23 protein-coding genes and 5 pseudogenes are annotated in these 23,614 nt (G+C 68.8%); 16 read left to right on the forward strand and 12 right to left on the reverse strand.

What is annotated here, in order from left to right:
- Positions 1 to 156 precede the first annotated feature (156 nt).
- The 5 genes from CG719_RS20985 to CG719_RS35450 all read left to right on the forward strand — a co-directional run bounded on the left by CG719_RS20985 (position 157) and on the right by CG719_RS35450 (position 5,868).
- Entirely contained in the window at positions 157 to 675 is a 519-nt protein-coding gene (locus CG719_RS20985; RefSeq protein ID WP_159024921.1) for a TetR/AcrR family transcriptional regulator, read from the forward strand.
- A gap of 126 nt (positions 676 to 801) precedes the next feature.
- On the forward strand, positions 802 to 1,989 hold the full coding sequence (locus CG719_RS20990) for an NAD(P)/FAD-dependent oxidoreductase (protein ID WP_100570205.1): 1,188 nt from the start codon (positions 802 to 804) through the stop codon (positions 1,987 to 1,989).
- A 556-nt stretch (positions 1,990 to 2,545) separates the two neighbouring features.
- Positions 2,546 to 2,938 (forward strand): VOC family protein, encoded by a 393-nt coding sequence (locus CG719_RS21000; protein ID WP_100570206.1) that lies wholly within the window; start codon positions 2,546 to 2,548, stop codon positions 2,936 to 2,938.
- 173 nt (positions 2,939 to 3,111) lie between these two features.
- Complete coding sequence (locus CG719_RS21005; protein WP_100570207.1) at positions 3,112 to 4,587, forward strand: class I adenylate-forming enzyme family protein; 1,476 nt, start codon at positions 3,112 to 3,114, stop codon at positions 4,585 to 4,587.
- Positions 4,588 to 4,623: 36 nt separating this feature from the next.
- On the forward strand, positions 4,624 to 5,868 hold the full coding sequence (locus tag CG719_RS35450) for a cytochrome P450 (protein WP_159024922.1): 1,245 nt from the start codon (positions 4,624 to 4,626) through the stop codon (positions 5,866 to 5,868).
- Between the two features lie 66 nt (positions 5,869 to 5,934).
- On the opposite strand, the gene CG719_RS21020 is transcribed toward CG719_RS35450, so the two are convergent.
- The 3 genes from CG719_RS21020 to CG719_RS21030 all read right to left on the reverse strand — a co-directional run bounded on the left by CG719_RS21020 (position 5,935) and on the right by CG719_RS21030 (position 7,608).
- Positions 5,935 to 6,444, reverse strand: coding sequence for a DUF1697 domain-containing protein (locus CG719_RS21020; protein ID WP_100570209.1), 510 nt, complete (start codon positions 6,442 to 6,444; stop codon positions 5,935 to 5,937).
- 408 nt (positions 6,445 to 6,852) lie between these two features.
- Complete coding sequence (locus tag CG719_RS21025) at positions 6,853 to 7,266, reverse strand: hypothetical protein (protein WP_100570210.1); 414 nt, start codon at positions 7,264 to 7,266, stop codon at positions 6,853 to 6,855.
- Between the two features lie 39 nt (positions 7,267 to 7,305).
- The gene (locus CG719_RS21030; protein WP_100570211.1) at positions 7,306 to 7,608 is read right to left on the reverse strand and encodes a hypothetical protein; all 303 of its coding nucleotides are present in this window, start codon (positions 7,606 to 7,608) and stop codon (positions 7,306 to 7,308) included.
- A gap of 381 nt (positions 7,609 to 7,989) precedes the next feature.
- Between CG719_RS21030 and CG719_RS21035 the strand changes: the two genes are divergently transcribed.
- From CG719_RS21035 to CG719_RS21050, 3 genes and pseudogenes are all read left to right on the forward strand, one after another.
- Complete coding sequence (locus CG719_RS21035) at positions 7,990 to 8,526, forward strand: hypothetical protein (RefSeq protein WP_100570212.1); 537 nt, start codon at positions 7,990 to 7,992, stop codon at positions 8,524 to 8,526.
- Positions 8,527 to 8,762: 236 nt separating this feature from the next.
- Positions 8,763 to 9,257: pseudogene (locus CG719_RS21045) on the forward strand (helix-turn-helix transcriptional regulator); the annotation flags it as partial.
- A gap of 710 nt (positions 9,258 to 9,967) precedes the next feature.
- The gene (locus CG719_RS21050) at positions 9,968 to 10,612 is read left to right on the forward strand and encodes a dihydrofolate reductase family protein (RefSeq protein ID WP_100570213.1); all 645 of its coding nucleotides are present in this window, start codon (positions 9,968 to 9,970) and stop codon (positions 10,610 to 10,612) included.
- A gap of 100 nt (positions 10,613 to 10,712) precedes the next feature.
- On the opposite strand, the gene CG719_RS35455 is transcribed toward CG719_RS21050, so the two are convergent.
- A complete protein-coding gene (locus tag CG719_RS35455) occupies positions 10,713 to 11,057 on the reverse strand; it encodes a transposase (protein WP_159024923.1) in 345 nt (114 codons plus the stop codon).
- 122 nt (positions 11,058 to 11,179) lie between these two features.
- Entirely contained in the window at positions 11,180 to 11,386 is a 207-nt protein-coding gene (locus CG719_RS35860) for a hypothetical protein (RefSeq protein ID WP_199836725.1), read from the reverse strand.
- A gap of 65 nt (positions 11,387 to 11,451) precedes the next feature.
- Here CG719_RS35860 and CG719_RS21060 point away from each other — a divergent pair.
- Positions 11,452 to 11,637 (forward strand): annotated as a pseudogene (locus tag CG719_RS21060) (ATP-binding protein); the annotation flags it as partial.
- A gap of 27 nt (positions 11,638 to 11,664) precedes the next feature.
- Here CG719_RS21060 and CG719_RS21065 read toward each other — a convergent pair.
- Positions 11,665 to 12,165: an NUDIX hydrolase gene (locus CG719_RS21065; protein ID WP_442802740.1), complete on the reverse strand. Its 501-nt coding sequence runs from the start codon at positions 12,163 to 12,165 to the stop codon at positions 11,665 to 11,667.
- 195 nt (positions 12,166 to 12,360) lie between these two features.
- Between CG719_RS21065 and CG719_RS35460 the strand changes: the two genes are divergently transcribed.
- The 3 genes from CG719_RS35460 (at position 12,361) to CG719_RS21075 (ending at position 14,754) form a co-directional block, all read left to right on the forward strand.
- Positions 12,361 to 12,531: a hypothetical protein gene (locus tag CG719_RS35460; RefSeq protein WP_159024924.1), complete on the forward strand. Its 171-nt coding sequence runs from the start codon at positions 12,361 to 12,363 to the stop codon at positions 12,529 to 12,531.
- Between the two features lie 263 nt (positions 12,532 to 12,794).
- The gene (locus CG719_RS36575; protein WP_267895364.1) at positions 12,795 to 13,079 is read left to right on the forward strand and encodes a recombinase family protein; all 285 of its coding nucleotides are present in this window, start codon (positions 12,795 to 12,797) and stop codon (positions 13,077 to 13,079) included.
- 163 nt (positions 13,080 to 13,242) lie between these two features.
- Positions 13,243 to 14,754: a helix-turn-helix domain-containing protein gene (locus CG719_RS21075; protein WP_100570215.1), complete on the forward strand. Its 1,512-nt coding sequence runs from the start codon at positions 13,243 to 13,245 to the stop codon at positions 14,752 to 14,754.
- Here CG719_RS21075 and CG719_RS36580 read toward each other — a convergent pair.
- The 3 genes and pseudogenes from CG719_RS36580 to CG719_RS21085 form a co-directional block, all read right to left on the reverse strand.
- A pseudogene (locus CG719_RS36580) lies at positions 14,721 to 14,922 on the reverse strand (hypothetical protein); the annotation flags it as partial. The gene CG719_RS21075 and the pseudogene CG719_RS36580 overlap by 34 nt on opposite strands.
- 101 nt (positions 14,923 to 15,023) lie before the next feature.
- The gene (locus tag CG719_RS21080) at positions 15,024 to 15,548 is read right to left on the reverse strand and encodes a hypothetical protein (RefSeq protein ID WP_100570216.1); all 525 of its coding nucleotides are present in this window, start codon (positions 15,546 to 15,548) and stop codon (positions 15,024 to 15,026) included.
- A 567-nt stretch (positions 15,549 to 16,115) separates the two neighbouring features.
- Positions 16,116 to 16,866 (reverse strand): annotated as a pseudogene (locus CG719_RS21085) (IS982 family transposase).
- Positions 16,867 to 16,935: 69 nt separating this feature from the next.
- On the opposite strand from CG719_RS21085, the gene CG719_RS21090 reads away from it, so the two are divergent.
- Together CG719_RS21090 and CG719_RS21095 are read left to right on the forward strand one after the other, a co-directional pair.
- The gene (locus tag CG719_RS21090; RefSeq protein ID WP_199836705.1) at positions 16,936 to 17,325 is read left to right on the forward strand and encodes a hypothetical protein; all 390 of its coding nucleotides are present in this window, start codon (positions 16,936 to 16,938) and stop codon (positions 17,323 to 17,325) included.
- A gap of 565 nt (positions 17,326 to 17,890) precedes the next feature.
- Positions 17,891 to 18,424 (forward strand): ATP-binding protein, encoded by a 534-nt coding sequence (locus tag CG719_RS21095; protein WP_199836706.1) that lies wholly within the window; start codon positions 17,891 to 17,893, stop codon positions 18,422 to 18,424.
- Between the two features lie 97 nt (positions 18,425 to 18,521).
- On the opposite strand, the gene CG719_RS21105 is transcribed toward CG719_RS21095, so the two are convergent.
- A complete protein-coding gene (locus CG719_RS21105) occupies positions 18,522 to 19,256 on the reverse strand; it encodes a GNAT family N-acetyltransferase (RefSeq protein ID WP_234375684.1) in 735 nt (244 codons plus the stop codon).
- A 22-nt stretch (positions 19,257 to 19,278) separates the two neighbouring features.
- Positions 19,279 to 19,554, reverse strand: a complete 276-nt coding sequence (locus CG719_RS35870; protein ID WP_199836726.1) for a hypothetical protein — start codon at positions 19,552 to 19,554, stop codon at positions 19,279 to 19,281.
- Between CG719_RS35870 and CG719_RS21110 the strand changes: the two are divergent.
- Positions 19,544 to 19,921, forward strand: a pseudogene (locus CG719_RS21110) (transposase); the annotation flags it as partial. The gene CG719_RS35870 and the pseudogene CG719_RS21110 sit on opposite strands and share 11 nt — an antisense overlap.
- Positions 19,922 to 20,616: 695 nt before the next feature.
- On the forward strand, positions 20,617 to 21,729 hold the full coding sequence (locus tag CG719_RS21115) for a tyrosine-type recombinase/integrase (protein ID WP_100570217.1): 1,113 nt from the start codon (positions 20,617 to 20,619) through the stop codon (positions 21,727 to 21,729).
- Positions 21,730 to 21,949: 220 nt separating this feature from the next.
- Here CG719_RS21115 and CG719_RS21120 read toward each other — a convergent pair whose 3' ends face one another.
- On the reverse strand, positions 21,950 to 23,311 hold the full coding sequence (locus CG719_RS21120) for a HEPN domain-containing protein (RefSeq protein WP_159024925.1): 1,362 nt from the start codon (positions 23,309 to 23,311) through the stop codon (positions 21,950 to 21,952).
- Between the last annotated feature and the right edge of the window lie 303 nt (positions 23,312 to 23,614).

Below are 23,614 nucleotides of genomic sequence, written 5' to 3' on the forward strand. Positions count from 1 at the left end.
ATGCTGGGACCCTACCGTGCAACAAATTGGGAACGCAAGAGTTCACTTGTCGCTCGGATGGGGGATGCCATGACAGCTGACGCTCCGTCACCCGTGGGCGCCGGTACGCGGATTCGGCGCCGGGGGAAGGCCCTCGAGCAAGCCATCTTCGACGCCGTGATCGAACAGCTGGCCCACGTCGGCTACGCGGGCCTGACCATGGACTCGGTCGCCGCCACCGCGCACACCGGCAAGGCCACGATCTACCGGCGCTGGTCCAACAAGGCCGAGCTGGTGGTCGACGCCCTCGACAACACGCTGCCGTCACCCGACGAACTCCCCGAGGGCGACAGCGTCCGCGAGGACCTGATCGAGCTCATGCGCGAGAAGGCCACGGTGCTCAACTCCCCGGTCGGCCGCGCCGTGCAGAGCCTGCTCGCCGAGATCGACCGGGACCGGCCGTTCATGGGCATCGTCATCGACCGGGTGGTCGCCCCCCGCCAGGACGTGTTCTGGCGGATCCTGGAACGCGGCGCCGAACGCGGCGAGGTCCGCGAGGGCTCGATCAGCCCGCTGGTGGTCGGCATCGGCCCGGCCATGATGGTCCAGCGCTTCCTGAGTGACCCCTCGCCGGTCCCCGACGAACTGCTGGTCTCCGTGGTCGACGACCTGATCCTGCCGCTGATCCGCCCGTAGCCACCGGTCGCCGCGGGGCACGCTCAAAAGTGGGCGGCCCCGAACTCCCGGGCTGCGTACGGTCGGATTCGCAGTGGGCGCAGCGCAGACCGCGCGCGCCCGGACCGGTGCGGGAGGTGGCTCGTCGTGGAGTGGGACGTGATCGTGGTGGGCGCGCGGTGCGCGGGCGGGCCGACTGCCATGCTCTTCGCCCGGCAGGGCTACCGGGTCCTGCTGCTCGACCGGGCGGCGTTCCGCACCGACACCCTCTCCACGCTGTACATTCAGCAGCCCGGCGTGTCCCGCCTGGAGCGCTGGGGCCTGCTGGACGCCGTCAAGGCCACTGGCTGCCCGCCGCTCGGCCGGACCGTCTACGAGATCGAGGACGTCCGCCTGGCCGGCTGCGCCAGCCCGAACGGCACGGTACACGCCTCGTACGCTCCCCGCCGCCACCTGCTGGACGCGATCCTGGTCGAGGGCGCGGTGGCCGCCGGCGTCGAGTTCCGCGACCACTGCGGCGTCAACGAGCTGCTGGTCGAGGACGGCCGGGTGGTGGGCGTGCGCTGCACCACCCCCGGCGGTCGGCCCACCGTCGAACGCGCCCGGCTGGTGGTCGGCGCGGACGGCATGCGCTCCACCGTCGCCGAGCTGGTCGGCGCCCGCACCACCGTCGAACATCCGCGGCTGACCTGCGCCTACTACACCTTCTGGGACGGCCCGAAGACCGACTTCGAGCTCTACGAGGGCGAACGCGGCTGGGTCTCCGCCGTCCCCACCAACGACGCGGTGCTGATCTCCGCGTACTTCCCGCAGGACCGCTTCGAGGAGGTCCGCACCGACGCCTTCGCCGCCTACCGGGAGGGCGTCAAGGTCAACGCCCCGGCTCTGTTCGCGCAGATGGAGCGGGCCGAGCAGGCCGAACGGCTGCGCGGCACCGGCGACCAGCGCAACTACTTCCGGGAGATGTCGGGCCCCGGCTGGGCGCTGGTCGGCGACGCCGCCCACCACAAGGACTCGATCACCGCGCGCGGCATCGGCGACGCCTTCCTGCAGGCCGAGCTGCTGGTCGGCGCGATCGCCGAGGGCCTGCACGACGAGGCCCGGCTGACCGCCGCCGTGGAGGCCTACGGCACCGAAGTGGTCCAGCAGTTGACGCCCCCGTACCAGGGCACTTTGCTGGTCGCCCAGGCCGACGCCCGCGAGAAGCGCCTGGCGCTGCTGCGGGCGGTCGGCACCAGCGAGGACCTCACCCAGCGGTACTTCGACACGGTGGCCGGGGTGCGCCCGGTCTCCGAGCTCTACACCCCCGAACTGCTGGCCCTGCTGCAGAGCTAGTGCCAGGGCCGTTTGAAGTCACGGCTCGGGCGGGGTTGTCCAGAGGGCCTTGAGGAGCGGAGCCCCGGCAGAACTGGCAGCCGACCAGGACGAGCCGTTCACAGGACCGGAGGCTCCGCTGTCCGAACAGTGCGCCATCACGCGTACCGTCACGGTGGCCGGAGGCCGCTTCGCGCCGGTCATCCGGGTGAACTCACCCAGCTGGTGGCCAGTCGATCCCGCCGTGGCAGAGCGCCACGTCAACGGCCTGCACGTAGTCCAGTGCGACGATTCCCGGACCCTTCTTCGCGCAACTCGAGCCAGATGCCGGGAGAGCACGCGTGGTTTTCGGCGAGTCAAGCCTCGAACGCTTCGGCCGAGTCGAATGAGATGACCCCCAAGTCCTGAGTCGCCCCAGCAGTGAACCACACCGAGTAGCCTTTGACTCGAGAATAGGTGGTCTCGCACATTGCCCTTTGTGGCCACGGCAGTTCTGAAATACTGTCATTATCGGCTTGCCGGTTCTCGACCCGAGCCGACGGATGTCGTGCGCTGTTTTTCGGCCACCTCCGAATCCATGTACCCGCCCCGAAGGAGTTACGGCGTGCCCGCGCTGACCAAGTACTACGGTGTCACCCTCGACTGTTCCCACCCGACCGAGCTGGCCGAGTTCTACTCGGAGCTCACCGGTCTGAAGATCTCGTACAAGTCCGACGACTTTGCGGGCCTCGACGGCAACGGAGGCCCGGCCATGGGGTTCCAGAAGGTCGCCGACTACCAGGCTCCGCAGTGGCCCGGCCAGAGCGTTCCGCAGCAGTTCCACCTCGACTTCTCCGCCGAGGACCTGGACGCCGCCGAGAAGTGGGTGCTCGAGCTCGGCGCCGCCAAGCCGGAGACCCAGCCCGGCGGCGAGCGCTGGCGGGTCTTCCTGGACCCGGCCGGCCACCCGTTCTGCATCAGCCAGGGCTGACCCGCCCGGCCCACGGGCCCGCCGCAGCGCGGCGGGCCCGTGTCGGCGTTCCCCGAACCACCGCACCGCCGGATCCACCGATTCCCTCAGCTGCTCAATCCTGTGCGTCGGGCAGCCGGGCCCGCTGGGTAGCGTCGGCCCGCCGACAATCCCAGGGCCTTGGGGGTATGCACATGTCCGTCGCCACACCCGCGCTGGTTGTTCCCGACCTGCTCCGGCTGCGCGCCGAGAACCATCCCGACCAGATCGTCGTGAACATCAACGGCGAACGGACACTCAGCTACGGCGAGTGGTACAAGAGGGCCAACGCTGTCGCGCGTGGCCTGCTCAAGCGGGGCACCACCCGCGGCGAGCGAATCGCCCTGCTGTTCGGCGGCCTCGACTGGATCGACTACGCGATCGCCTACCTCGGCATCGTCAACGCCGGTGCCACCGCGGTGCACATGCACAGGGACATCTCCGCCGCCGAGTTCAACCGCCGGATCGCCCAGTGCCAGGTCACCGGCCTGGTCCGCGGCCATGACGTCGCCGTGCCCGAGGGCTTCGAGGGCTGGGCCGCCACCGTCGACGAGGTCGACAGCGGCGACTCCACGCCCGTCAAGGTCGAGCTGAGGCCCGACGACCTGGCCGACATCCTCTACACCTCCGGCACCACCGGACCGGCCAAGGCGATCGCCACCCCGCACGGCAACCTGACCTTCGGCCGCGGACCCGAGGGCTTCAAGCAGCTCGGCAAGCCGAAGCCGCTGCTCGCCCCGATCCCGCTCGGCACCACCTCCAGCGCCACCACCATGGCCATCGCGCTGACCAACCCGGCGACCCTGGTGCTCTGCCCGGTCAACGACGTCAACCGCATGGGCGAACTCATCGAGCAGTACCAGATCGTCTCGGTGATGTTCACCCCGTGGATCGGCATCCAGATGGTCGCCGGGAAGATCCACGAGACCCACGACCTGTCCTGCGTCGAGACGCTGGCCACCGCCTCCGCCCCGCTGCCGCCGGCCATCGCCTCCGCGCTGAAGCGGATGATGCCCAACGCCCAGGTCACCTCGGTGTACGCGGCACGCGAGGCGGTGCCCGCGGTGATCGCCGCCACTTTCGACGTGTCCCGGCCGTTCTGCGTCGGCCGCCCCGGCGAGGGCTCCGAACTGCTGGTTGCCGACGCCGACGGCAACCCCGTCGCCACGGGTGAGATCGGCGAGATCTGGCTGCGCTGCGGCGCGCCCAAGCGCCTCTTCCTGGAGGGCGCCGAGCGCGACGAGCAGCTCACCGACGACTGGACCCGCACCCGCGACCTCGGCTACCTGGACGCCGAGGGCGAACTCCACCTGTTCGACCGGGCCGCCGACGCCGTCACTGTCGACGGCAAGCTGGTCTCCACCATCTACACCGAGGCAGCGCTGTACGAGTGCCCCGGCGTCGAACAGGCCGCCGTGCTGGGCGTACCGGTGGCCGGCACCGACCGGGTCGAACTGGCTGCCGTCCTGGTGCTCGCCGACGACGACCTGCCCGCCGTCCGGGCGGCGCTCGCCGAGCGGCTCGAGCCGCACCAGATCCCGACCCGCTTCCAGCTCGTCGACGCCCTGCCCCGCGGCGTGATGGGGAAGGTGCTCAAGCACCAGCTGCGCGCACGGCTCACCAGTAACTGACCATCCGTCATCCTCCGGACAGTGAAGGGAGAACTCATGCCCGGCAGGCCGCCCGCGGAGCCCGTCGTCGCTCGCGCCGACTCCGAAGCCGAACAGCTCTTCTACGCGATCATGATGCAGCCGGTGGAGGACCCCTACCCCCTCTACCACCAGCTCCGCAACGCAGCGCCCGCGCTGCTCACCGGCGACGGCACCCTGGTGCTCAGCCGGCACGTCGACTGCAACGCGGCGCTGCGCAACCGCTCGCTCGGCAAGGGCGACGAGTGGCTGAAGCTCCAGCTCAAGGACGTCTCCAAGGACGACCTGCGCGGCGTCATGGAGCTGATGCAGCACAGCATGATCCTCACCAACCCGCCGCAACACACCCGGCTACGACGGATCGTCAGCTCCGCCTTCACCGGCCGGCACGTGGAGGCGCTGCGCGACGGCGTCACCCGGCGCGTCGACGGCCTTCTCGACCGGCTGGCCGCGCGGCCCGGCGCCGACCTGATGACCGAACTGGCGATGCCGCTGCCGGTCAGCACCATCGGCGACCTGCTCGGCATCCCGGAGGCCGACCGGGCCGAACTGGTCCCGGTCATCCACGAGCTGGGCCTGCTGATGGAACCGGCCTCCGGCCCCGCGGAGATCAACCGCGGCGTGGCCGCCCAGGCGCACCTCGCCTCCTACCTCGGCGGCCTCATCGCCGAGAAGCGGCAGCGCCCGCAGGATGACCTGCTCAGCCGGCTCGCGAGCACCTCGGCCGACGCGCTGGACCGGACCGAGATGATCGCCACCGCGCTGCTGCTGTTCGGCGCGGGCAACACGCCCACCGCCAACCTGATCGGCAACGGACTGGACGCGCTGTTCCGCTTCCCCGAGTCGCGGCGGCGCCTCACCGAGGACCCCGGACTGCTGCCCTCGGCGGTCGAGGAGATGCTGCGCTTCGACTCGCCGTCCCAGTTCGACGTGTTCACCGTGCTGGAGCCGCACAGCTTCGCGGGCACCGAACTCAGGCCCGGCCAGGGCGTGATGATGATGCTCGGCGCCGCCAACCACGACCCGGAGCGTTTCGACGATCCGGACGCCTTCGACGTCGCACGCAAGGAGAACGGCCATCTCTCCTTCGCGGCCGGCATCCACCACTGTCTGGGCGCGCACTTGGCCCGCCTGCAGGCCGAGGTGGTGTTCGGCCGGCTGCTGGCCCGCTTCCCGAAGGTGGAGCCCGCTGCTCCGGCGGTGCGCCACCCGGGCCTCGGCAACCGGGGCTTCGACAGCGTCCCGATCAACCTGCTGGGCTGACCCTCCGGCGGATCAATCCTCCATGGCGACGCCGAGCCGGAACCGCGCCGTTTCCCACTGCGCCCATCAGGACGCCAGCTCGTGCGGGGCGTTGACGGACTTCCAGTTGCGGGTGAGCCGACGCTCGATGAACTTGTTGTTCAGCTTGGTCCGCCCGTAGCCGCCTGGCACGTGCAGGTGGATCTCGTCGCCGACCAGGGTGAACTCGGCAGTGTCTGCGGCGGGTGTCTGCAGGGCGGCCGCCCGCTCGGCGAGGAAGGTGACGTGCAGCTTGGTCGGGTCGTCCTCGCGGTCCAGGTACGGGTTGGCAGCGACCGTCCGGGCCAGCGACTCGCCGGTGCGCAGCAGCACGCCGGCCGGCACGCCCAGTCCGTCGGAGAGGCGCTTCTCGATCCGCTCCCGCAGTTCGCCAGGCGCGGCACCCGCAGGGTCGGCGAACACCACGTTCCCGCTCTGCAGGTACGTCTGGGCCTCGTCGAACCCCATCTCGCCGAACAGCTCGCGGAGATCCTTCATCGCGATCTTGGCGCGGCCGCCGACGTTGACGCCGCGCAGCAGTGCGACGTACTTCGTCATGCTGGGACGCGGTCCGGAGTTCCGACCGGCAATCCCGAGCTGTGTTGCGCCGCTTTACAGGGAAGACACTGCACGCCACGGAGCCACAGGGCCGCCGGTGTCAAAGGCACTTCAGGGCTCCTTCCCGCTCAACAGGGTCACCGGCAGAGCGGGGCGGGAGGCGCACGGGGTGGGGAGCAGCGGTATGGCAGCGGGGGGGGCGAGCGTCGGCGGAGCGTGCGCGGCAGCGCCGGTCGGCCGCCGTGCGCAGGCGCGCAATCAGCAACTGGGCTGATCAGGTCTCCCGTCCGGGAACCGCCCGCCCCTTTGCCTGGATCCATTCGTGGATGCTCTCGACGGCGTCGCGGAGATCCTGGAAGGTGTGGAGATCACGATGCTGTTGTCGGACCTGGCCGGTTGCCCCATATCTCAGGGTCGTGGCATCTCTTCAGGACCGGTATCAGCAGCCCTCCACTCCACCCACTCGCGCACGGTGACGGCACGCTCCATGCGGCTGACGATGTCCTTCTTGGACGCCGTGTCCAAGGTCTCCGGGATCTTGTCAAAGGTGTCGGGAAGGACGTCGAGAAGGCCCCAGATCTGTTCGCCGGTGCTGACGGTCAGCAGTTGCTGGCACCTCCACTGCAGCGGCACCTCGGGACGGTGCGTGAGCCGCTGCACGAGTGTCGGGAACAGGTAGTGCGTCGCTTCTGCGGCGAGGTGCTCTCGTAGCCAGTCGACCGGGAGCCGCTGGCTGAAGCCATGCATGGCGGCCTCCTGGGCCAGGTCCAGGAGATGAGCGGTGTCGACGGCTCGGACAGTGCGGGGAAGAGTCGGGGGCATGTCGGGATGATGCCAAGAAGTCTCCACGAGGCCGAGAGGTCAGCTGGGCCGGGATGCAATCTGGCGACGGGCAGACCCCCAGACTTCCTCGAACTCCTCGAAGGTGAGTTGTTCGGGACCGTGGCCTTCCCATTCCGGGACGGGCGTCTCGGCTGTGATCCCGAACCTGCTGTCGTACTCATCGAGGCGGCCTGCGTCGTAGGCCCGCTGCCACTCGGTGAGAGATGCAGCTGCGATCGGGATCAGCTCAGGCCCTTCGAGTTCGACCTGCCGGATCACCCACCCTTCGGCGTCCACCTCGAAGTAGAACCAGGTGTCTTCCTCGTCCCAGTAGCAGCGCATCCATGTAGTCACCGGTCAATGATGACGGTGCCGGCTGCTGCCATGGCTGTCTCGCCGCTGTGACCTGGTGCCGATCGAGATGACCCGGCCGTGGGCGGTCAGAAAGGCCAGGGCTGCGGCGTATCCGGCGGCGGTGCTGATGTTGCCTTCCCAACCGGAGGTGGGCACCGGCCGGGTAGAGCAGACAGGACATTGAAGGGGCTTCTGGACCAAGCCCCTATAAGGTCATGTTCCGCCCGGCCGGAGCCATGAGAACAGGTCCCGGCAGTCGGACAGAACAGCAGGAAGACAGCCCAGCAGGGCGTCAGTCAGACCTTGAGCCACGACCACCGGAACCTGAGTATCAGCATCAATGTCAGTCCTCGTTCATAAGATCACGGCATGTCTGACGCCTTCACCGTCTTGTGGACCCATGACACGTGCCGTGCCCTGCGTAAGGCGGGTCGCGTGGGTGAGCGGCCGCCGGTCGCCTTCAGCGGCGTGCATTCTTCCCTGCCTGCCTGGTCGGGCGCCCGTGCTGGAGACGAGGTGTACGCGCTGCACGTCAACCGGTGCATCGTGTACGTGGTGAGCCGCATGCGGGTGATCGACGTGGAGCGGCGCGACTGCTGCGGCACCGCCCCCGCGACGTGGCAGGACCCGGCGTTTCCCGGGCACGGCGACTGGTCGATGCTCGGTGCCGGCGGCTGCGGCGCCGCGGCGGTGCACGTGGACGCGACGCCTGTACGCTTCGACATACCGATCCCCGGCGATCTTCTGGCGAGGCTCACCTGGCGTAACCGCCGGGGCAAAACCCGCGGTCTGAAGTACGTGCAGGATGGCCGCCTCGAGCGCTCGATCAGCCTCCAAGGGTTCTACCGCCTGACCTCTGAGTCGGCCGACGAGTTGGCTGAGGTCGCAGGCAACGCGGCCCCCTGATGCCGACGGGCGAGCGGGTACCGGATCGCACCCGCTATGGCCACCCCTGCCGGGAGCACCGACCCGTTTTGTCGCGACAGTGCCCGGGTCAACGGTCCACCGCGGGTAGGTGGGCCAGGCCGGTGCCGAGCATGATGCGGTCGACGGTCTCGTGCAGGGCGCTCCCCGCGTCGGCGGGGAGGACTTCATTCCCTCGTTCAGCGACACCCTGTTGCGGGGTACTGACGAGCGCGGTCGCCGGCGCCGGCGACGCCGCACTCCGGGCACTGACCAAGCTCGACCAGGTACTACCCGCCCAGCTTCGGCACGAGGTGCGCGCGCTCTCCGGCTCGGTGGAGTCCTTTGGCGGAGGCCGCACGCCGGTCGACCCCGAGGTGCTCATGACGCTGGCCAGAGCCTGCCGCGACGAGGCCGAGGCCAGCTTCGACTACCCGTCCGGGACCGGGGTGCGACGGCGGCGGGTCGAGCCCTACCGCCTTGTCGCCTCCGACCGGCGCTGGTACCTCCTCGCCTACGACCTCGATCGCGACGACTGGCGCAGCTTCCGTGTCGACCGGATGACCGACGCGTCCGCACGGACCTGGCGCTTTTGCCTGCGCGCGGCGCCCGACGCGGCGACGTACGTGCAGGAGGGTGTGGCGAGCCGGGTCTACCCGCACCAGGCGCGCTTCCTCGTACACGCGTCGGCCGACACGGTGCGCGCGCAGATGCCAGCGGCAGTTCGCCTCGTCGAACGTGACTGCGTGGGCGAGGAGTTCGCGCAGCAGGATCCGTACCCTGCCGCCGGGGGTCGCCGCAGACCTCTCCAGGGGGCCCAGCGCCGGCAGCCCTTCGCCGGTCAGGGGCGTGAAGGACGCGCGTAGGGCGTTCCACAACTCAGTGGCCGCTTCGTGGTTATCCGCGCCGGACCTCCGCTGGGTCCCTGCCGCGCGGGCCGCGTCGATCAGGGCGCGGTCGGCCGTTGGGCGGCAAGGCGGTGTGTAGCTGGGCACGTAGAGAAGCGCCGCTCCCCGCGCGGCAGGACTGGGCGGACGGGTCGGTGTACTACCAGGTCGAGGTCGACCTGCACGGGGACACGTCGGTCACCGGCCACGCGTACCGGTGGCCACAGCCGGGGTTGCGGGCGGCCCGCAGGCCTCCCGGACGGTCGACGAGCGGCGGCAGGGGGACATGCCTCAGGGGCGGCCCCGCGAGGCGTAGCGGGGCCACGGGGTGTCGGTAAGAACTCTGTCATCGATCCTGCTGGCTTATTCCGTCAGAACCCATCTTTGAACCGCCGAGCCGTCCGCGTCCGTCACGGCCTCATGGCCGGCGAGGCTGCTTCCTGACGCGCCTTGAAAAAAAGTTGCGGGCCGCTGTCGATCCGGCCACGTCCCGTTCGACGTCATGATGTGCGGCGCCTCGCCACACGATGACGCGACAGGACCTGACGAGGAAACACGTGGATCAACTGCTGAAAGTCATGAACTTCAACGTCTCGAGTGACGGTATCGGTACCGGTGAGCACCAGAGTCCCGAGCGGCCGTTCGGCCTCGACCGTCCCGAGAGGCTGTTCGCCTGGGCCGGAGCCACGGCGAGCTGGCCCATGCGCACGGATCCCGGCGGGAGCCGGGGCCTCGACGACTACTTCACGCGAGACTTCGCGCGCAACATCGGTGCCGAGATCATGGGCCGCAACAAGTTCGGGCCCCAGCGCGGCCCCTGGCAGGACCATGAGTGGCGCGGCTGGTGGGGGGAGGAGCCCCCGTTCCGCACGCCGGTGTTCGTCATGACCCATCACGAGCGTCCGTCGTTCACGCTCTCCGACACCACGTTCCACTTCGTCGACGGCGGCCCGGCCACCGTCCTCGAGCGTGCGCGGGAAGCGGCGCAGGGCAAGGACGTCCGACTCGGTGGTGGGGTTACCACCATCCGGCAGTTTCTCGACGCCGGCCTCGTCGACACCATGCATGTGGCGGTCTCACCGGTAAAGCTCGGGTCCGGACTACGGCTGTGGGAGTCCCCCGATGAGCTGCTCGACCGGTTCCACCTGGAGGTCGTGCCCAGCCCGAGCGGCGTGACGCACCACCTGTTCTGGCGAAGGTGACGCCAGGGCCCACTCGGGCGACTGAAAAGGCTGGCCGGGCACTCCACGAGTACCAGCCGTTCAGCTGATTCGCCCTGATCAAGGGTTCAAAGACGGGTTCTCACGCGGTGAGGGAGAGGTCGTGGCGGGCTAGGTGGCTGACGCGGGTGCGGTCGAGTGGGTGGCCGTTCCACCAGGCATCGAGGCGAATGAGGTTGAGTGCAACGGCGGAGAGGACGTGCTCCAGGTGGGTCTTCTGGAGACCGAGGTAGCGGGCACGTCCTATCCCGGTGACCGCGATGGCCTGGTGGATGGTTCCCTCGACGCCTGCGCGGGTTCCGTACTTGGCTCTCCACTGCTCGTCGCTTTGCTGGAGGCGGGCACGGTCGAGGACTTCTTGCAGCTCGCGGGGTTGCAGGGAGAGGGTTCGGCCGCCGGTCTTCGAGCGGGTGCACTGGTCGCGCACTGGGCAAGGACGGCATGTCTCCTTGTCGAATTGATGACGATGGCCTTGGTGCCGCGCTGGGGGGGGGCGGGACTCCACCAGGTGCTGGTTTCCCCGCGTGGGCAGGTGGCCTGCCGCTTGTCTCAGTCGATGGTGAACGCGGTGCGGTCGAAGCCGGCGTCGGCACGTGCCTGGGGTGAGCTGTTCAGCAGGACCGGGGTGACCAGGGTGACCCCGAAGTTCTTCTTCATGCCCACGATCAACTCGGCGGATGTGTAAACGGAGTCGAGGAAGTGCTCGGCGGGCAGGAGAACGCGGGCGGCGAGCATGTGATGGACTGGCTCGGTCATTTCCGCGTCGGTCACCTCCAGCTCCGCGCACTCCGAGTCGAGGATTCCGGCGGCCCACCGCTCCTCGCAACAGCGTGGCCATCGCTTCCGACGAGTCCCTCGGAGGATGGAGCAAGACCTTCACCGACCCCCGCCTCTGCGCTGCCATCGTTGGCCGCCTCACTTTCGGCGGCAACATCGTCGAGACCGGCACCGACTCCTACCGCCTCGCGACCACCCGGGCCCGAGCCGAACAACGGTCCCTGGGCTGAGGGGCCCGACGGAAGAGGCGAGAAAAGTCAGGACTGCTCGGTCCGGAACGCGAGATACCGGCTGAAGGCTTCGTGGCTGTCGGGGGTGAAGCGCCACTCCAACAGGGCCGAGCCGAGCTCCGGCTCGGTCAGCCAGCCATGCCAGGCGACCTCATCGGAATCGGGGACCACGGCGTCCGGCACCACGGCTTCGTGCACGCCGAGCCAGTGAGGGCTCAAGCCGCTGCGGTTGATGAACGTGAACAGCAGGCGCGGCAGCGCACGAATGCCCAGCTCTTCGGCCAGCTCCCGCGCGGCGGCCTGTTCATAGGACTCGCCGACATTTGCGGCGCCACCGACCCCGACCTCGTAGAGCCCGGGGAAGCGCGATACCTGCTCCGACCGCCGATGGACGAGGATCCGGCCACGCTCATCACGACACACCGTCACGGCGACCCGATGCAGCCAACCCTCCCGGATGGCCTCCCGACGGCTGACCACCCCCAGGACACGATCTTGACAGTCGACACGCTCCACAAGTTCATCCACGAAGCACACCCTGGCAGAACCCACCGACAACGCCGTTTCTCGGCGAGCCGCTCTCGGAACTCGACATCATTCTGGACCCGCTTGATCAACATCCGTTGCCTGAACTCGGCATCAACCGTTCTCGCGTTACACCGACGAAGCCACACGGCCGGCGGCGGAGAGGTCCTCCATCAAGGCGCGGCGCCCCTCGCCGATGTGCTGCGGAAGGCCGGCCCGGCGGATCCGGACGCGGCCGCCGCCTCCGCGCTGGGCACGGCCGGCGAGCTGGTCCTCATCCTGCACGACCGTATCCCGATCAACTCCCTGAAGCTCGACGGCGACCGACGTCTCTTCGAGCAGCTCAGCGCCTGGGACCCGGATGAGTAGGACGTGACGATGCTCCACCTCGTACGCCCCGGGGCTTGCCTCCCGCCAAGGGCTACAACCACGCCGTGGTGGCCTCGGGGCCGCGGGGGGAGCAGACCGTCACGGCTGCGAAGCGGCTGACCAAGGCGGCGGCTCGTCGATGAGTTGCTCGCGGCTCGTCTTCGACCGGCCGGGAAACTCCTGTTCGGTCGCCCGCCGGTACAGTTGTGCCTGGCTCAGCTCCTGCAGCTCACTCCTGCCGGCGCTGCCACGGCCGCGGGCCCGTGCCGAGGCGGCCCCCGCCCTCTTCGGCGGAGCCTTCCGCGTCGGCGTCTTCGCCGGTTTGCCTGACCGACAAGGGCGTCCGTGTGGAGTTCGCCAAGGAGGACCTTGCCTTCACCGGCGAGGACAACCCCATGGCCACCCTGCTCCTGTCGGTCATGGGCGCGTTCGCCGAATTCGAGCGCGCCCTGATCCTCGAACGCCAACGCGAGGGCATCGCCGCGGTCAAGGCCCGCGGCGCCTACACCGGCCGCAAACCCGCGCTCACCCCCTGGCGGCCATGTTGACGTCGGCCGTCGCCGGCTGGGCGGTCCGGCTTTGGGCGGTGCGGCACCAAGAGCGTCAGCCGTCACGGCGGCCCGGCGCAACGCCGAACGTCCGTCCGGTGACGGTGGAACCAACCCAGCCCATCTGACGTGCAGTTACATGGACCGTCTGGGACGGGGGGACATGTGGGAGGACGGGGGAACGGTGTCGACCGGGGATGACGTCGAGCAGTTCGCGGCGCTGCTGCGCCGGCTGAAGGACCGCACGGACCGGAGCTACGGCTCCCTGGCCCGGCGCCTCAACATGAACACCTCCACGCTGCACCGCTACTGCGCGGGCGAGGCGGTCCCGCAGGACTACGCCCCGGTGGAGCGTCTGGCCGCTTTTTGCGGGGCGACACCTGAGGAACGCCTCGAACTGCACCGCCTGTGGCTGCTCGCGGTGGCGGCACGACAGCGGTCTCGGGCGGGTGAGGGGGCGACGGAGCCGACACGGGCCGAGGAGACGACGGAGCCGACAAAGGCCGAGGGGGCGCTGGAGCAGGCAGGGGGCGAGCGGGCTTCGGGTCCGGACATCCGGACGGTGCAGGGCGTGGGTGACGGCGCGGACGGCATCGGTGGTGACGGGGGCAGCAGCAGCGGTGCACCGCCGCCACTGGACACGGGCGCACCCGACGCCTGGCCGCCCATTCCCGGCGCTCCCGGACCGGGAAGTCCCGAGCCGACGGCCCAGTGGGATGCGGCCCGTTCGAGCGGACGGCCCTGGTACCGCCGTCGCCGCACCGCCGTCGGTGCCGCCGCGGCGACCGTGTTACTGGTGACGCTGGGCAGTCTGCCGGCGCTGTCGGCCGGTCGGTCTCACGACAACTCCGCCAAGGCCCCCGGTCGGTCCCGTACAACAGGAACCGGTACGTCACACCGCCCCTCTGCCACTGCAACCAGCCCTTCCTCCAGTCGTTCATCGGCCTCGCCCTCCGCAGGAGTACGGGCTTCGGGGAGCCCCGAGTCGAAGGGCGGACCGTCGGCGGACACGAAGAGCGACGCCCCGGTGACGACCGGTGTGCCGCTCGCCTGGACCGCCGACTCGCAGATCTGGCAGGGCGGTTGCGGGCACGACTACGTCATCGCGAAGAAGCCGGCCCAGGTGCCCCCGCCGCCGGCGCAGCAGGACACCGGGGCGTGGGCGGCGACGCAGGGGGCGGTGCCCGGGCGGCAGACGAGGGTGCAGATCTCGGTGCAGGGGAAGTCGTCCACGGCCGTGGTCCTGGAGGCTCTCAAGGTCCGCATCGACAGCCGCGGCGCCCCGGTCACCGGCAACGCGTACGCCATGGGCCAGGGTTGTGGCAGCGACCTGGCGCCCCGTGAGTTCTCCGTCGACCTGGACGTCAACCGCCCGATCGCCCACGCGGGCCCCGGCAATGACAGCGGAAAGCCCGTCCCCGCGGTGCAGTTCCCCTACCGCGTCTCCGCCGAGGACCCGGAGGTGCTGCTGGTCACCGCGACGACCGAGGCTTACGACTGCCACTGGTACCTGGAACTCGACTGGTCCTCCCAGGGCCGCACCGGCACGGTCCGCATCGACGACCACGGCCGCCCGTTCCGCACCAACAGCATCAAGGGCCTGCCCCACTACTGGTACGGCACGAACGGCGACGGTGTGCGTCAATGGGTGCCCCTCGACTCCTGGAAGCCCTGACAAAGCCGCTTCACGTGACGGTGAGTGATCAGGCAGACGGCAAGGCCGAGGAATGCTTCGTGGTTGTCGTCGCGCCTCTCCCAGCGGATGCGCAGGCATCGGAAGCCGTGGAACCAGGAGTTCGGTGCGTTCGACGGCCCCGCGGAAGGTGCCCGGGCCGGAGCCGTGCGGCCGACGCGATCATGACACAACGCGTCCGAGCAGGCGGCAGGTCCTGCGTGAGCAACGGCCGGCTGCCCAGACTTCCGGCAGAGGGCACCGCTCCGCCGTCAGCGGGCGCTCGTGGTGGCGATGTCGCTGATGTGGTTGTACCGCTCCAGCAGCACGAAAAGCTTGATCTTCTGCGTCGTCTCCCCACTGCCGAAGGCCAGGGTGACGATGACCTCATGGCCGTTACCCACGGCGCCGTTGTCGCTCACCGTCCACTGCGCCGGGACATTCTGGGCACGCAGGACGCCGTCCGACCCGTTCTTCTTCTCCCACGCCGCCAGCCGGTTGGCGAAGTCGGGCGTCAGGTAGTGCTTGCGGAGCGCCGTGGCCAGCGTGACGTCCGGGTCCGCGTAGTCGCCCTTCGCGTCGATGTACGCGCCGTAGAAGTCGGCGACCCGGGTCACCGACTGGCCGGACGTGCCGCTGACCGACTGCGATGCGGCGGCGGGCGCCTTTGCGGGGGCGTGGACGGACGCCTGTGCCGACACCTGTGTCGACACACCGAGTCCGACAGCCAGGACGAGGCCGGCGGCGACGGCCGCGCGGCGGCCCGGACGACGGTGTGCGGAGGACTTCCTGTTCATGTGCGTCTTCCTTCTCTGGTCCGTATGTGGTTGCTCTCGGCCGATTCCGGCTTCCGTGCCGAAGGCGCCTGCCGACTTGTCGCCATCTCGTCCGCGTCCGATTCGAGGGACGGGACGGCCCGACTGCCCCATCGGACAGGAGTCGGCCCGGTGTCTTCGCCCCGGGGCCGGCGTGTGGCGGCGGGCGCCGCGGGGAGCCGAACGCCGCACCTTGAGTACTCGGGCACACAGGTGTCCCGGTACGCAGGCGCAGGGTAGGTGTCGTTGCCGTGCTGCTGCCGGGGCGGTCGTTCTGCCTCGGCCGGTGCGACACCCACAGCTTCGAGGACGGCGGGGATCCACACAACGCCTGTCGCCACACCTGCGACGATGGAACGATCCCACCCCTGTTGAACTGCGGAAACAGAGGTCCCTGGGATGCCCTGAGATGCAGTGCTGGGACGCGGGGACGACTCATGGCGGCCGGCCGACTTCTCCATGCGGCGCAGTCTGTCCTGACGGCGTACCAGCCGCCGACAGGGCGAAAGTTGGCTGATGTGGCACAACTGGATGATCTGGTCCAAGGGGTCAGTGATCGTAGGCGATCAGTGAGCGTAGGACGGTTTGTCCGGTCGCGTCGTTGTGCCAGATCGCGGAGGCCGGCGCGAGGATGCGTTGCATGACGCGGGCTATGACACCGCCGGGTGTGCGCCCTCGGTGCCGTTCGAGGTCAAGCTGTCCCTTGAAGGTCTCGTTGATCGATTCGATGACCTGCCGCAGCGACAGTTCGCGTTCGAAACCACGGCCGAAGTAGTTCTTGTCGCCGATGCGAGTCTGTCGGGGGCGCTCTCGCAGAAGCTCGCATTCGGCGGCCAGGAGGTCGAGGAGGGTCTCGCGTTCGTCGGCCTTGGCTGAGGGGTGCAGACCAGGTGCAGGCGCAGGCACCAGAAGAAGCGGCTGTGGCTGGCGCCGTAGCCGTATTCGGCCCAGCCTGCCAGGTCGGAGCGTTTGACGGTCTCGCGGGAGCGGCCGCATTGCACCGGGGTGGAGTCCACGACCCATACGTCGTCGCTCCACACCGAGGTGGTGGTGGCCAGGATCCGGTTGACGTTTCGCATCAGACCGGCGGCCTTGCGTACCCGCTTGTTGTAGCCGGGCTGCTGGGGCAGGCAGGGGAAGAGGTGGCGCAGGTGGGCACGGGCATGGCGGAGCCATTTGGCCTCAGGCGGGGCGCAATGCCGACCGGCGGGCGCCACGGCGCCAGGTCGGGATGCTCCTTCAGCGTGTCGTCGGTCGTCGCATAGAGTGCTGTCGCGAGGGTGTCCACGTCGTTCGTCACAAAACGATCTCGGACATCCTCGTTCTGGTCTCCGCAGGCACCCTTGGACCACACCACCAGGAGGAACCAGTGTCATACCCGCAGCTGCTCACCCCCGAGGAGAAGCTCGCCGACGCGAAGAAACTGTTGAGCCTCCCGCGTATCGTCGTGATCTGCGGCTCCACCCGCTTCATGACCGAGATGAACGAGGCCGATCTGCGGGAGACCAAAGCCGGAAAGATTGTCGTCAAACCGGGCTGTGACATGAAGTCGCCGCACGAACTTTGGTCCGATCCTGTCGAGGCTGAGGCGCTGAAGGTTCGACTTGATGATCTGCACCGGGCGAAGATCCGGCTCGCTGATGAGGTGCTCGTAGTCGGCGACTACATCGGAGACAGCACCCGAGCCGAAATCGCCTACGCCCGGTCGCTGGGCAAGCCCGTGCGGTTCACGCACCCCGAAGTCGACCCTGGCGCCTGACCGCCGGCCGCCACCTCGACAACCAGGACCGCCAGCACGCCACCTGACCGTCTCGCGGTGGCTTCGGCCGCCGCCCACCCCACACCCTCCGCAGGCATCCCTTGGAATTGATCATCTACTAGAGCGGGTCGGCCCCTGTGCCCAGACGGCGGCGGCCTGGCGACCGCGTCACCACCTGCCCCTCATTCCCGGAGGCAGGTGACTCGGCGGCAGCCCGTTCCGCAGCCGTGCGGCCTCGCTCGCGGCTGTCGCCGTTGGGCGACAGCTCCGGCTCGGCGAAGGGTTGGGGGCCGGTGCCCAAGGGGCGGCGGGGGGTGATCACGACCCGAGTCTCGCAGTTCGCCGGACGGTCCAGCAGGACGGATCCAGCCGCATCGCGGCAGCATGGTGTCTGACCATCCGTGTTCACGGTACGAGCAGGCCGGTACGCGCGCAGGGCCTGGAGCACGAGCGGCGGGGTCACGGCAGACTCCCGGGTGAGGGCGCGGCGATCGCGCCGCGCGGCAGGGCGGAGGATGACAGGCTGGGGGCGCAGGAGCAGTTCCCACAGCGGAGGAGGAGTTCGGTGGAGGCGGCAGCGTCCGGCGAGTCGCCCCGCGATCAGGAGTCGGGACCGACGGTGTATCTGCTGGTCGGGCTGACCGGGTCGGGTAAGACCACGTACGCACGTCGGCGGCTGGAGTCGGCCGGGGCGGTGCGGCTGTCCGTGGACGAGCGTGTGCACGCCCGGCACGGCCGCTATGGCGTCGACTACCCGGAGCGGGGCTACTTCTCCTTGGAGGCCCCGGTGGTCGCGGAGGTCCGCGAGGAGCTGGTCGACCTGGTCGCGGCCGGGCGGGACGCGGTGCTGGATCACGGGCTGTGGCTGCGCTCGGCGCGGGAGGAGTGGAAGAAGCTCGTCATCGAGGCGGGGGGTCGGCCGCGGCTGCTGTACTTCCCGGTGTCCCGCGAGGAGCTGCTGCGGCGCCTGGAGGAGCGCAACCGGCGTGAGGACGCGAACGCGCTGGCCGTCACCGAGTCGGCGTTGGACGACTTCTACGCCCGGTTCGAGCCTCCTCGCGACGAGGGCGAGGAGATCATCGAGCCCGGCTCGTTCTGACCCGGCGCCGGGGTCGGCGGCCGCCATGTGTCCACCAGCCGTGTGGCCTCCGCCGCCCACCAGGCGGGCAGGGTGGCCAGCGAGACGGGCCGGAAGTTCAGCCGTGCGGAGTCGACGGCGATCCGGCCGCCGTGCCGCTCCCTTCTCCGGGTTGGGCAGCATGTCGCGGGCCGCGCGGATGAGGTCCTCGTTGACGACCGTGGGGCGTCCGCCGACCTTGCCGCGGGTCCGTCGTCATGCCGAACGGCATCGGACTCGCGAGTTCGACTCGAACCCGCGACCACGCCGCTTCCGGGCTCAGTGGACGGACAAGACGGGGAGCGGGCTGGCCAAGAGGGCGGCGGTAGCGCAACTTGTTGAGAGAGGCGCCGCCGGTGGAGTCCTCCACGGCTACGCCGTCTGCGCCCCAGCCGGCGCCTTCGTAGAACCGCCGGGCACGTTCGTTGTCTTCCAGGACCCACAAGGTGGCCTGTCTGTAGTCGGCCTGTCCGAGAGCCGCCAACGTGGCCAGCATCAACCGCTTTCCGATCTCCGTGCCCCAGACCTCGGGCATCGCGTAGAGCGTGCCGATTTCCGCGGTGACAGGGATGTCCTGAGACGGGCCGAAACTTGCGAATCCGATGATCCCGGCCTCGGTTTCGGCTACCAGCACCCCCGACGACGGCCACCGTGTTTCCGCGATCCGTGTCTTCCACTCGGACTCTTCGCGGCTCGGGTCCATTGCGTCGAGGTAGTGCTGGGGAACAAGACCGGCAAAGGCCTCCTGCCAGGAGCGCACGTAGACACCGGCGACCGCTGGCGCATCATCAGGCCAGGCCTGTCGAATCCGCATGGCCGTCATTCTTCAAGTCCCGTCAGCCCGGGCCAAGTTCTTTTCCCGATTGCGTGGTGAGTGCTCGGCTGTCTGTTCCAGCAGTGCCCGCGCCGAGTCCGCGTAGCGGATGGCGGTCTTCTCGTCGATGTCTTCTGGTGATCAGCAGGTGGGGGTCGGCTGTGTTCGGCCAGCGGCTGCGGCGGTAATCGACGCTCTCGCCGAGTTCGGTCTGCATCTCGGTGCGGACCTGCTCATCCGTGGGCAACGGGCGGCGGTTGAGGGAGAGCCAGTGCGCAAAGCGGGCCGCCGCACGCACCACCGATCCCCCGATCGCAGCCCTGTAGCTGCGGCACCGCCAACGCGCTCGCGCCGAGGACCGCGGCCGCGCCACCCGCGACACCGGCCTGCGCAACCTTCCCCTGCACGACGCCGCCCAGAACCGCATCTGGCTGGAGATCGTCCAGACCGCCGTCGACCGTCTCCCTTGGATGCCCACGCTCGCCCTCACGGGCGATGCACGCCGCTGGGAACCCAAACGCCTGCGGCTGCGACTGTTCTCCGCAGCCGCCCACCTCGGCGCCACCGGACGACGCCGGTGGCTCCGTCTGCCCCGGCACCGGCCCTGGACTCAGGTGATCACCACTGCGTTCGAGCGCCTGCAAGACCTGCCCAGCCCTGGCTGACCAGACATGGCACCTTCCCCGACGAGTCCCCCCTGCCGGAGCAGTGGAACCCGGCGCCCACCCGGCGCGACAGCCGGGCAGCAGGTATGCCCGCTACCAGCCCTTGGCCGCCCGGATTCCTTGGTGACCCATGGGTGTGTCGCCCTGTGTTGCTGAGTAGGGCCCAGGCAAGTTGACCCACGGCGGCGCGTGGCCCAACTCCCCGCCGACTGCCTTCGCTCCTGACTACCGCCCAGCCGCCCGAGCGACGGTGATCACGGACGACGTTCGGAAGGCGCTGCGTAGTCCTGGGCTGTTGTTGTGGCGGGCTCCGGGAGAGCGGGCGAAGCCCTCCTGCAGTCGCCTGACGCCGCATCAGGAAAGTCGGCAGCATGAGTCCTGAAAAACCTGGGGAAGGCTGCCCTTGCCCGCGACTCGTTGTAGGGTGTCGAAACAGCCCTTGACCTGCAAAAACGCAGGCAGGGAGCCTATTTGTGGGAGTGCCCCGATGTTGCGTACCATGTTCAAATCCAAGATCTAGCGTTTGGGTGTTTCCGCAGGTCAGAGCCCTGATCGCCGCCTCCAGGTCAGCAAACGGTCAGCATCAGGCCGGACGGTGTCCGGCTTGCTGACCTGCGCCTACGGCAGGGGCTTGCTGCGCCGCCCGGCGCCCTGCTCGGAAGGCTTGATGCGTGGCTCGACAGCTCGCTCGTGGGATGGGGTCCTTCTTCAAGGAGTGCGGTTGTTCCAGGCCGACCCGTTGCTCGCACCCGTACACGATTCGGTTTCGGGACGCTCTCGGCAAGCAGCGTGAAGAGGCTGGTTTCGGCACGCAGGACGACGCGGTCGAGCGCCTTACGCAGATCTATGCGGAGAAAAAGAAGACGGCGCCGTCCGTTGCCGAGGCCCGCCGGGAACTCGGTCAGCAGACGGTCGAGGAATACGCGAAGCAGTGGCGGCCGCGGCAGCGGAGGATGACGGAGTACTCCACGGGCTGGCACGTCGACAGCTCCATCAACGTGCACATCGTCCCCCGTCTCGGATCAAGGAAGCTGAACTCTGTCACGCCGATCGTGGTCGAGCGTTTCCTGGACGAGTTGGAGGCCGATGGGGTGGGCCGCGGAAACCAGGTGAACATCTTCCGCACTCTGAAGGCGATCTTGCGGGATGCCTATGGCAAGGGGGCCATGGCGGACGATCCTGTGAAGGGGGTCCAGGAGCCGGAGTACGTCCGCCGGAAGGTGGTCATCCCGCCCCTCGCCTACGTGAAGAAGGCGCTGACTGCCGCTGACGAGTATCTCGCGCTTGAGATCGTCATGATGGTGGGCTGCGGTTTGCGAAACGGGGAAGCCCGGGCGGTGAACGTCAACAACGTTGTGGCGGATGACGTCTACCGAGTGCATGAGCAGATCCACTCCAACACGCACAAGCCGGCGAAGCTGAAGCACCGCAAGGCGGGGGAGTTCCGGGAGGTCCCTCTGCCGCGCTCGGTGCGGGAAGCTATCGAGCGGTACGAGGAGAAGCACGGCACCACGCAGGATGGCTATCTCCTGCGCGGCCCGAGCGGCTACTACACGGAACCGATGGAACGCCGCCGCGTGCAGAAGCTCTTCAGGAACCTCCCCGTGGAGGACGGTGTCGGCATGTACAGCTTCCGACACTACTTTGCCTCAAACGCGCTCGGCCACGGGATACCGATCACCGATGTGGCGGAATGGATGGGGCACAAGTCCATTGAGGAGACGTATCGGACCTACCGGCACCTGATGCCTGGGAGCATCACCAAGGCGGCCCGCATTTTGGATGACGGCCTTTGGGAGGCGGCTTGATCCCAGCCTTGCGAAGATCCGCAACACCGGCTCGTCCGGGCTGGGCGATCTGCAAGGACGTGTGAAGGTGCTGGTCACAGCCACTCGTTGAGGACTGCGACCAGCGAGCTGTTCCGCCCTCAGGTTTCTGTCCACAGCCAGGAACCGGGCCTGCTCCTCGGGGTAGGTGCCAAGCTCGTCGACGTCGCCCACCTGCCGTCAGGAACGATGGGCTTCACAATCATGCCCCGGGTGTTGTGGCTGGCGGGGTCGCTGTGAAGAAGGCGTCCAGCACTCTCGTGATGCGGCAGCGCTCTTGGTGCGAGAGCAGCGACGCGTCGAGGTGCTGCAGCACTTCCTCGCCCAGAGCGGAGGTAAGGACGAGCCAGCGCAGGAACACGCCGAAGGCCGTGCACCGGACGGTGAACAGCTCCTCGTCAGTGATGGGCGTCTGATCTTCTCCATGGGCGTACCGGGAGCGACGCGCGTAGGCGCGCTTGATCGTTTTGTGCACGGCTAGGCGGTCCTCGTCCCGGGTCCACAACGCGGCCGACCGCTGGCTGGTCCGGCGCCGGCTGTCGCCGCTGCCGTCGGCGGCCGCGACGGCCTCCATGGCGATCACGTAGTCGAGCAGCACGTCATCTGCTTCAGACTCATCAACGTAGGTGCCTCCCATGGTGCGCTGCGCGGCCCGCACCAGGCGGTTGGCCGCACTAACCAGTGCTCTGGCAGTCGGGGCAGACCGTCCGTCCTTGACGGTGCGGGACCGCACCGTGCTGATCATGCCGTGGACTTCGTGCAGAAATGCGGTGAAGCCGGGCACCGCAGATGGTGGAACGTGATAACCGAACGCGCGGTGCATCTCGCCCACTTCCTCGCCGGTGTGGTCGAAGTACGGCTCGATGTGTGGCGAGCCAGCACGGAGCTCGCTGTGGCGTCCGGGCTCGACGCGGAAGTACGCCTCGGGGTGCACACTCTCCTCGGGGTTCCACAGCTGCAGGACCAGCAGCGGGTCAAGGTGCCGACGCTCGGGGCGCTGATCAAGGTCCGGCAGCCAGGAGCGACCACGCGCGAGGGCCTGGCCGGGCAGGCTCTGCTGCAGGAAGGCCGATCCGCCGAGCGTGTCGGGATCGAGGTCCGGGTTGCGGATGAAGCGGTGCATGGACGGCAGGGGCATCAGCTGAGCGAGACTCGTGGCGCTAACGGTCTGCAGCCGATATTCCCCCAGCGTCAGGTCTGCCCCTCGTGGAAGGTCGATGTCCAGCAGGATCCAGGTCTGTGCCTCGGGCGCCGCAGCCGTGCAGAAGGCTGTGAAGTCCGCCGTCAGGTCGTCCAGGCTCACGAGGGTCCCGGTGGCAGCGGCCTCGGCCACCTGCTCCAGGCCGTTCATGGTGATCAGTACCTCATCGTCGAGCGCTGACCCGTCCTTGCCGTACAGGTCCGGGCGCCGGGAGACCGGCGCGAGGCCAGCCACCACCGTACGGACCTGGTCCCAAGCTGGACGTCTGCTCAGCTCTGTGACGGACCACTCTCGGGGCGGCTGCTGACGGAGATCGTCCAGCCACGCCTGCAGAACACCGCGTACCGGTTCGTGCTCATTCATGGACCCACGCTAGAGATATGAACGCCGCAGCGGCGAGGCAAATTGAGCGCAGTGACTACCGGGAGGGCTACCCGCAGCAGCACCGAGACCTGTTGGCCGATATGAGTGAACCGACTCCAGCCGTGTGCCTCATGCCAGCGTCCACCCACCGTACGCTCAGCGCACCGTGCGCTGGTCAGTCGCTGGATGTGGGATCGAGCAGAGTCGGCGGAAGTCAGTCCCGTGCCGAGCGTCGCCGGGCAGCACCGGCGACTCCACCGTGGCCGCTTTGTGGCCTCCAGGGCGCATCGTCGCCATCAGTAC

It is taken from the genome of Streptomyces sp. CB01373, assembly GCF_002803075.1.
In the GTDB taxonomy this organism is placed as follows: Bacteria; Actinomycetota; Actinomycetes; order Streptomycetales; family Streptomycetaceae; genus Streptomyces.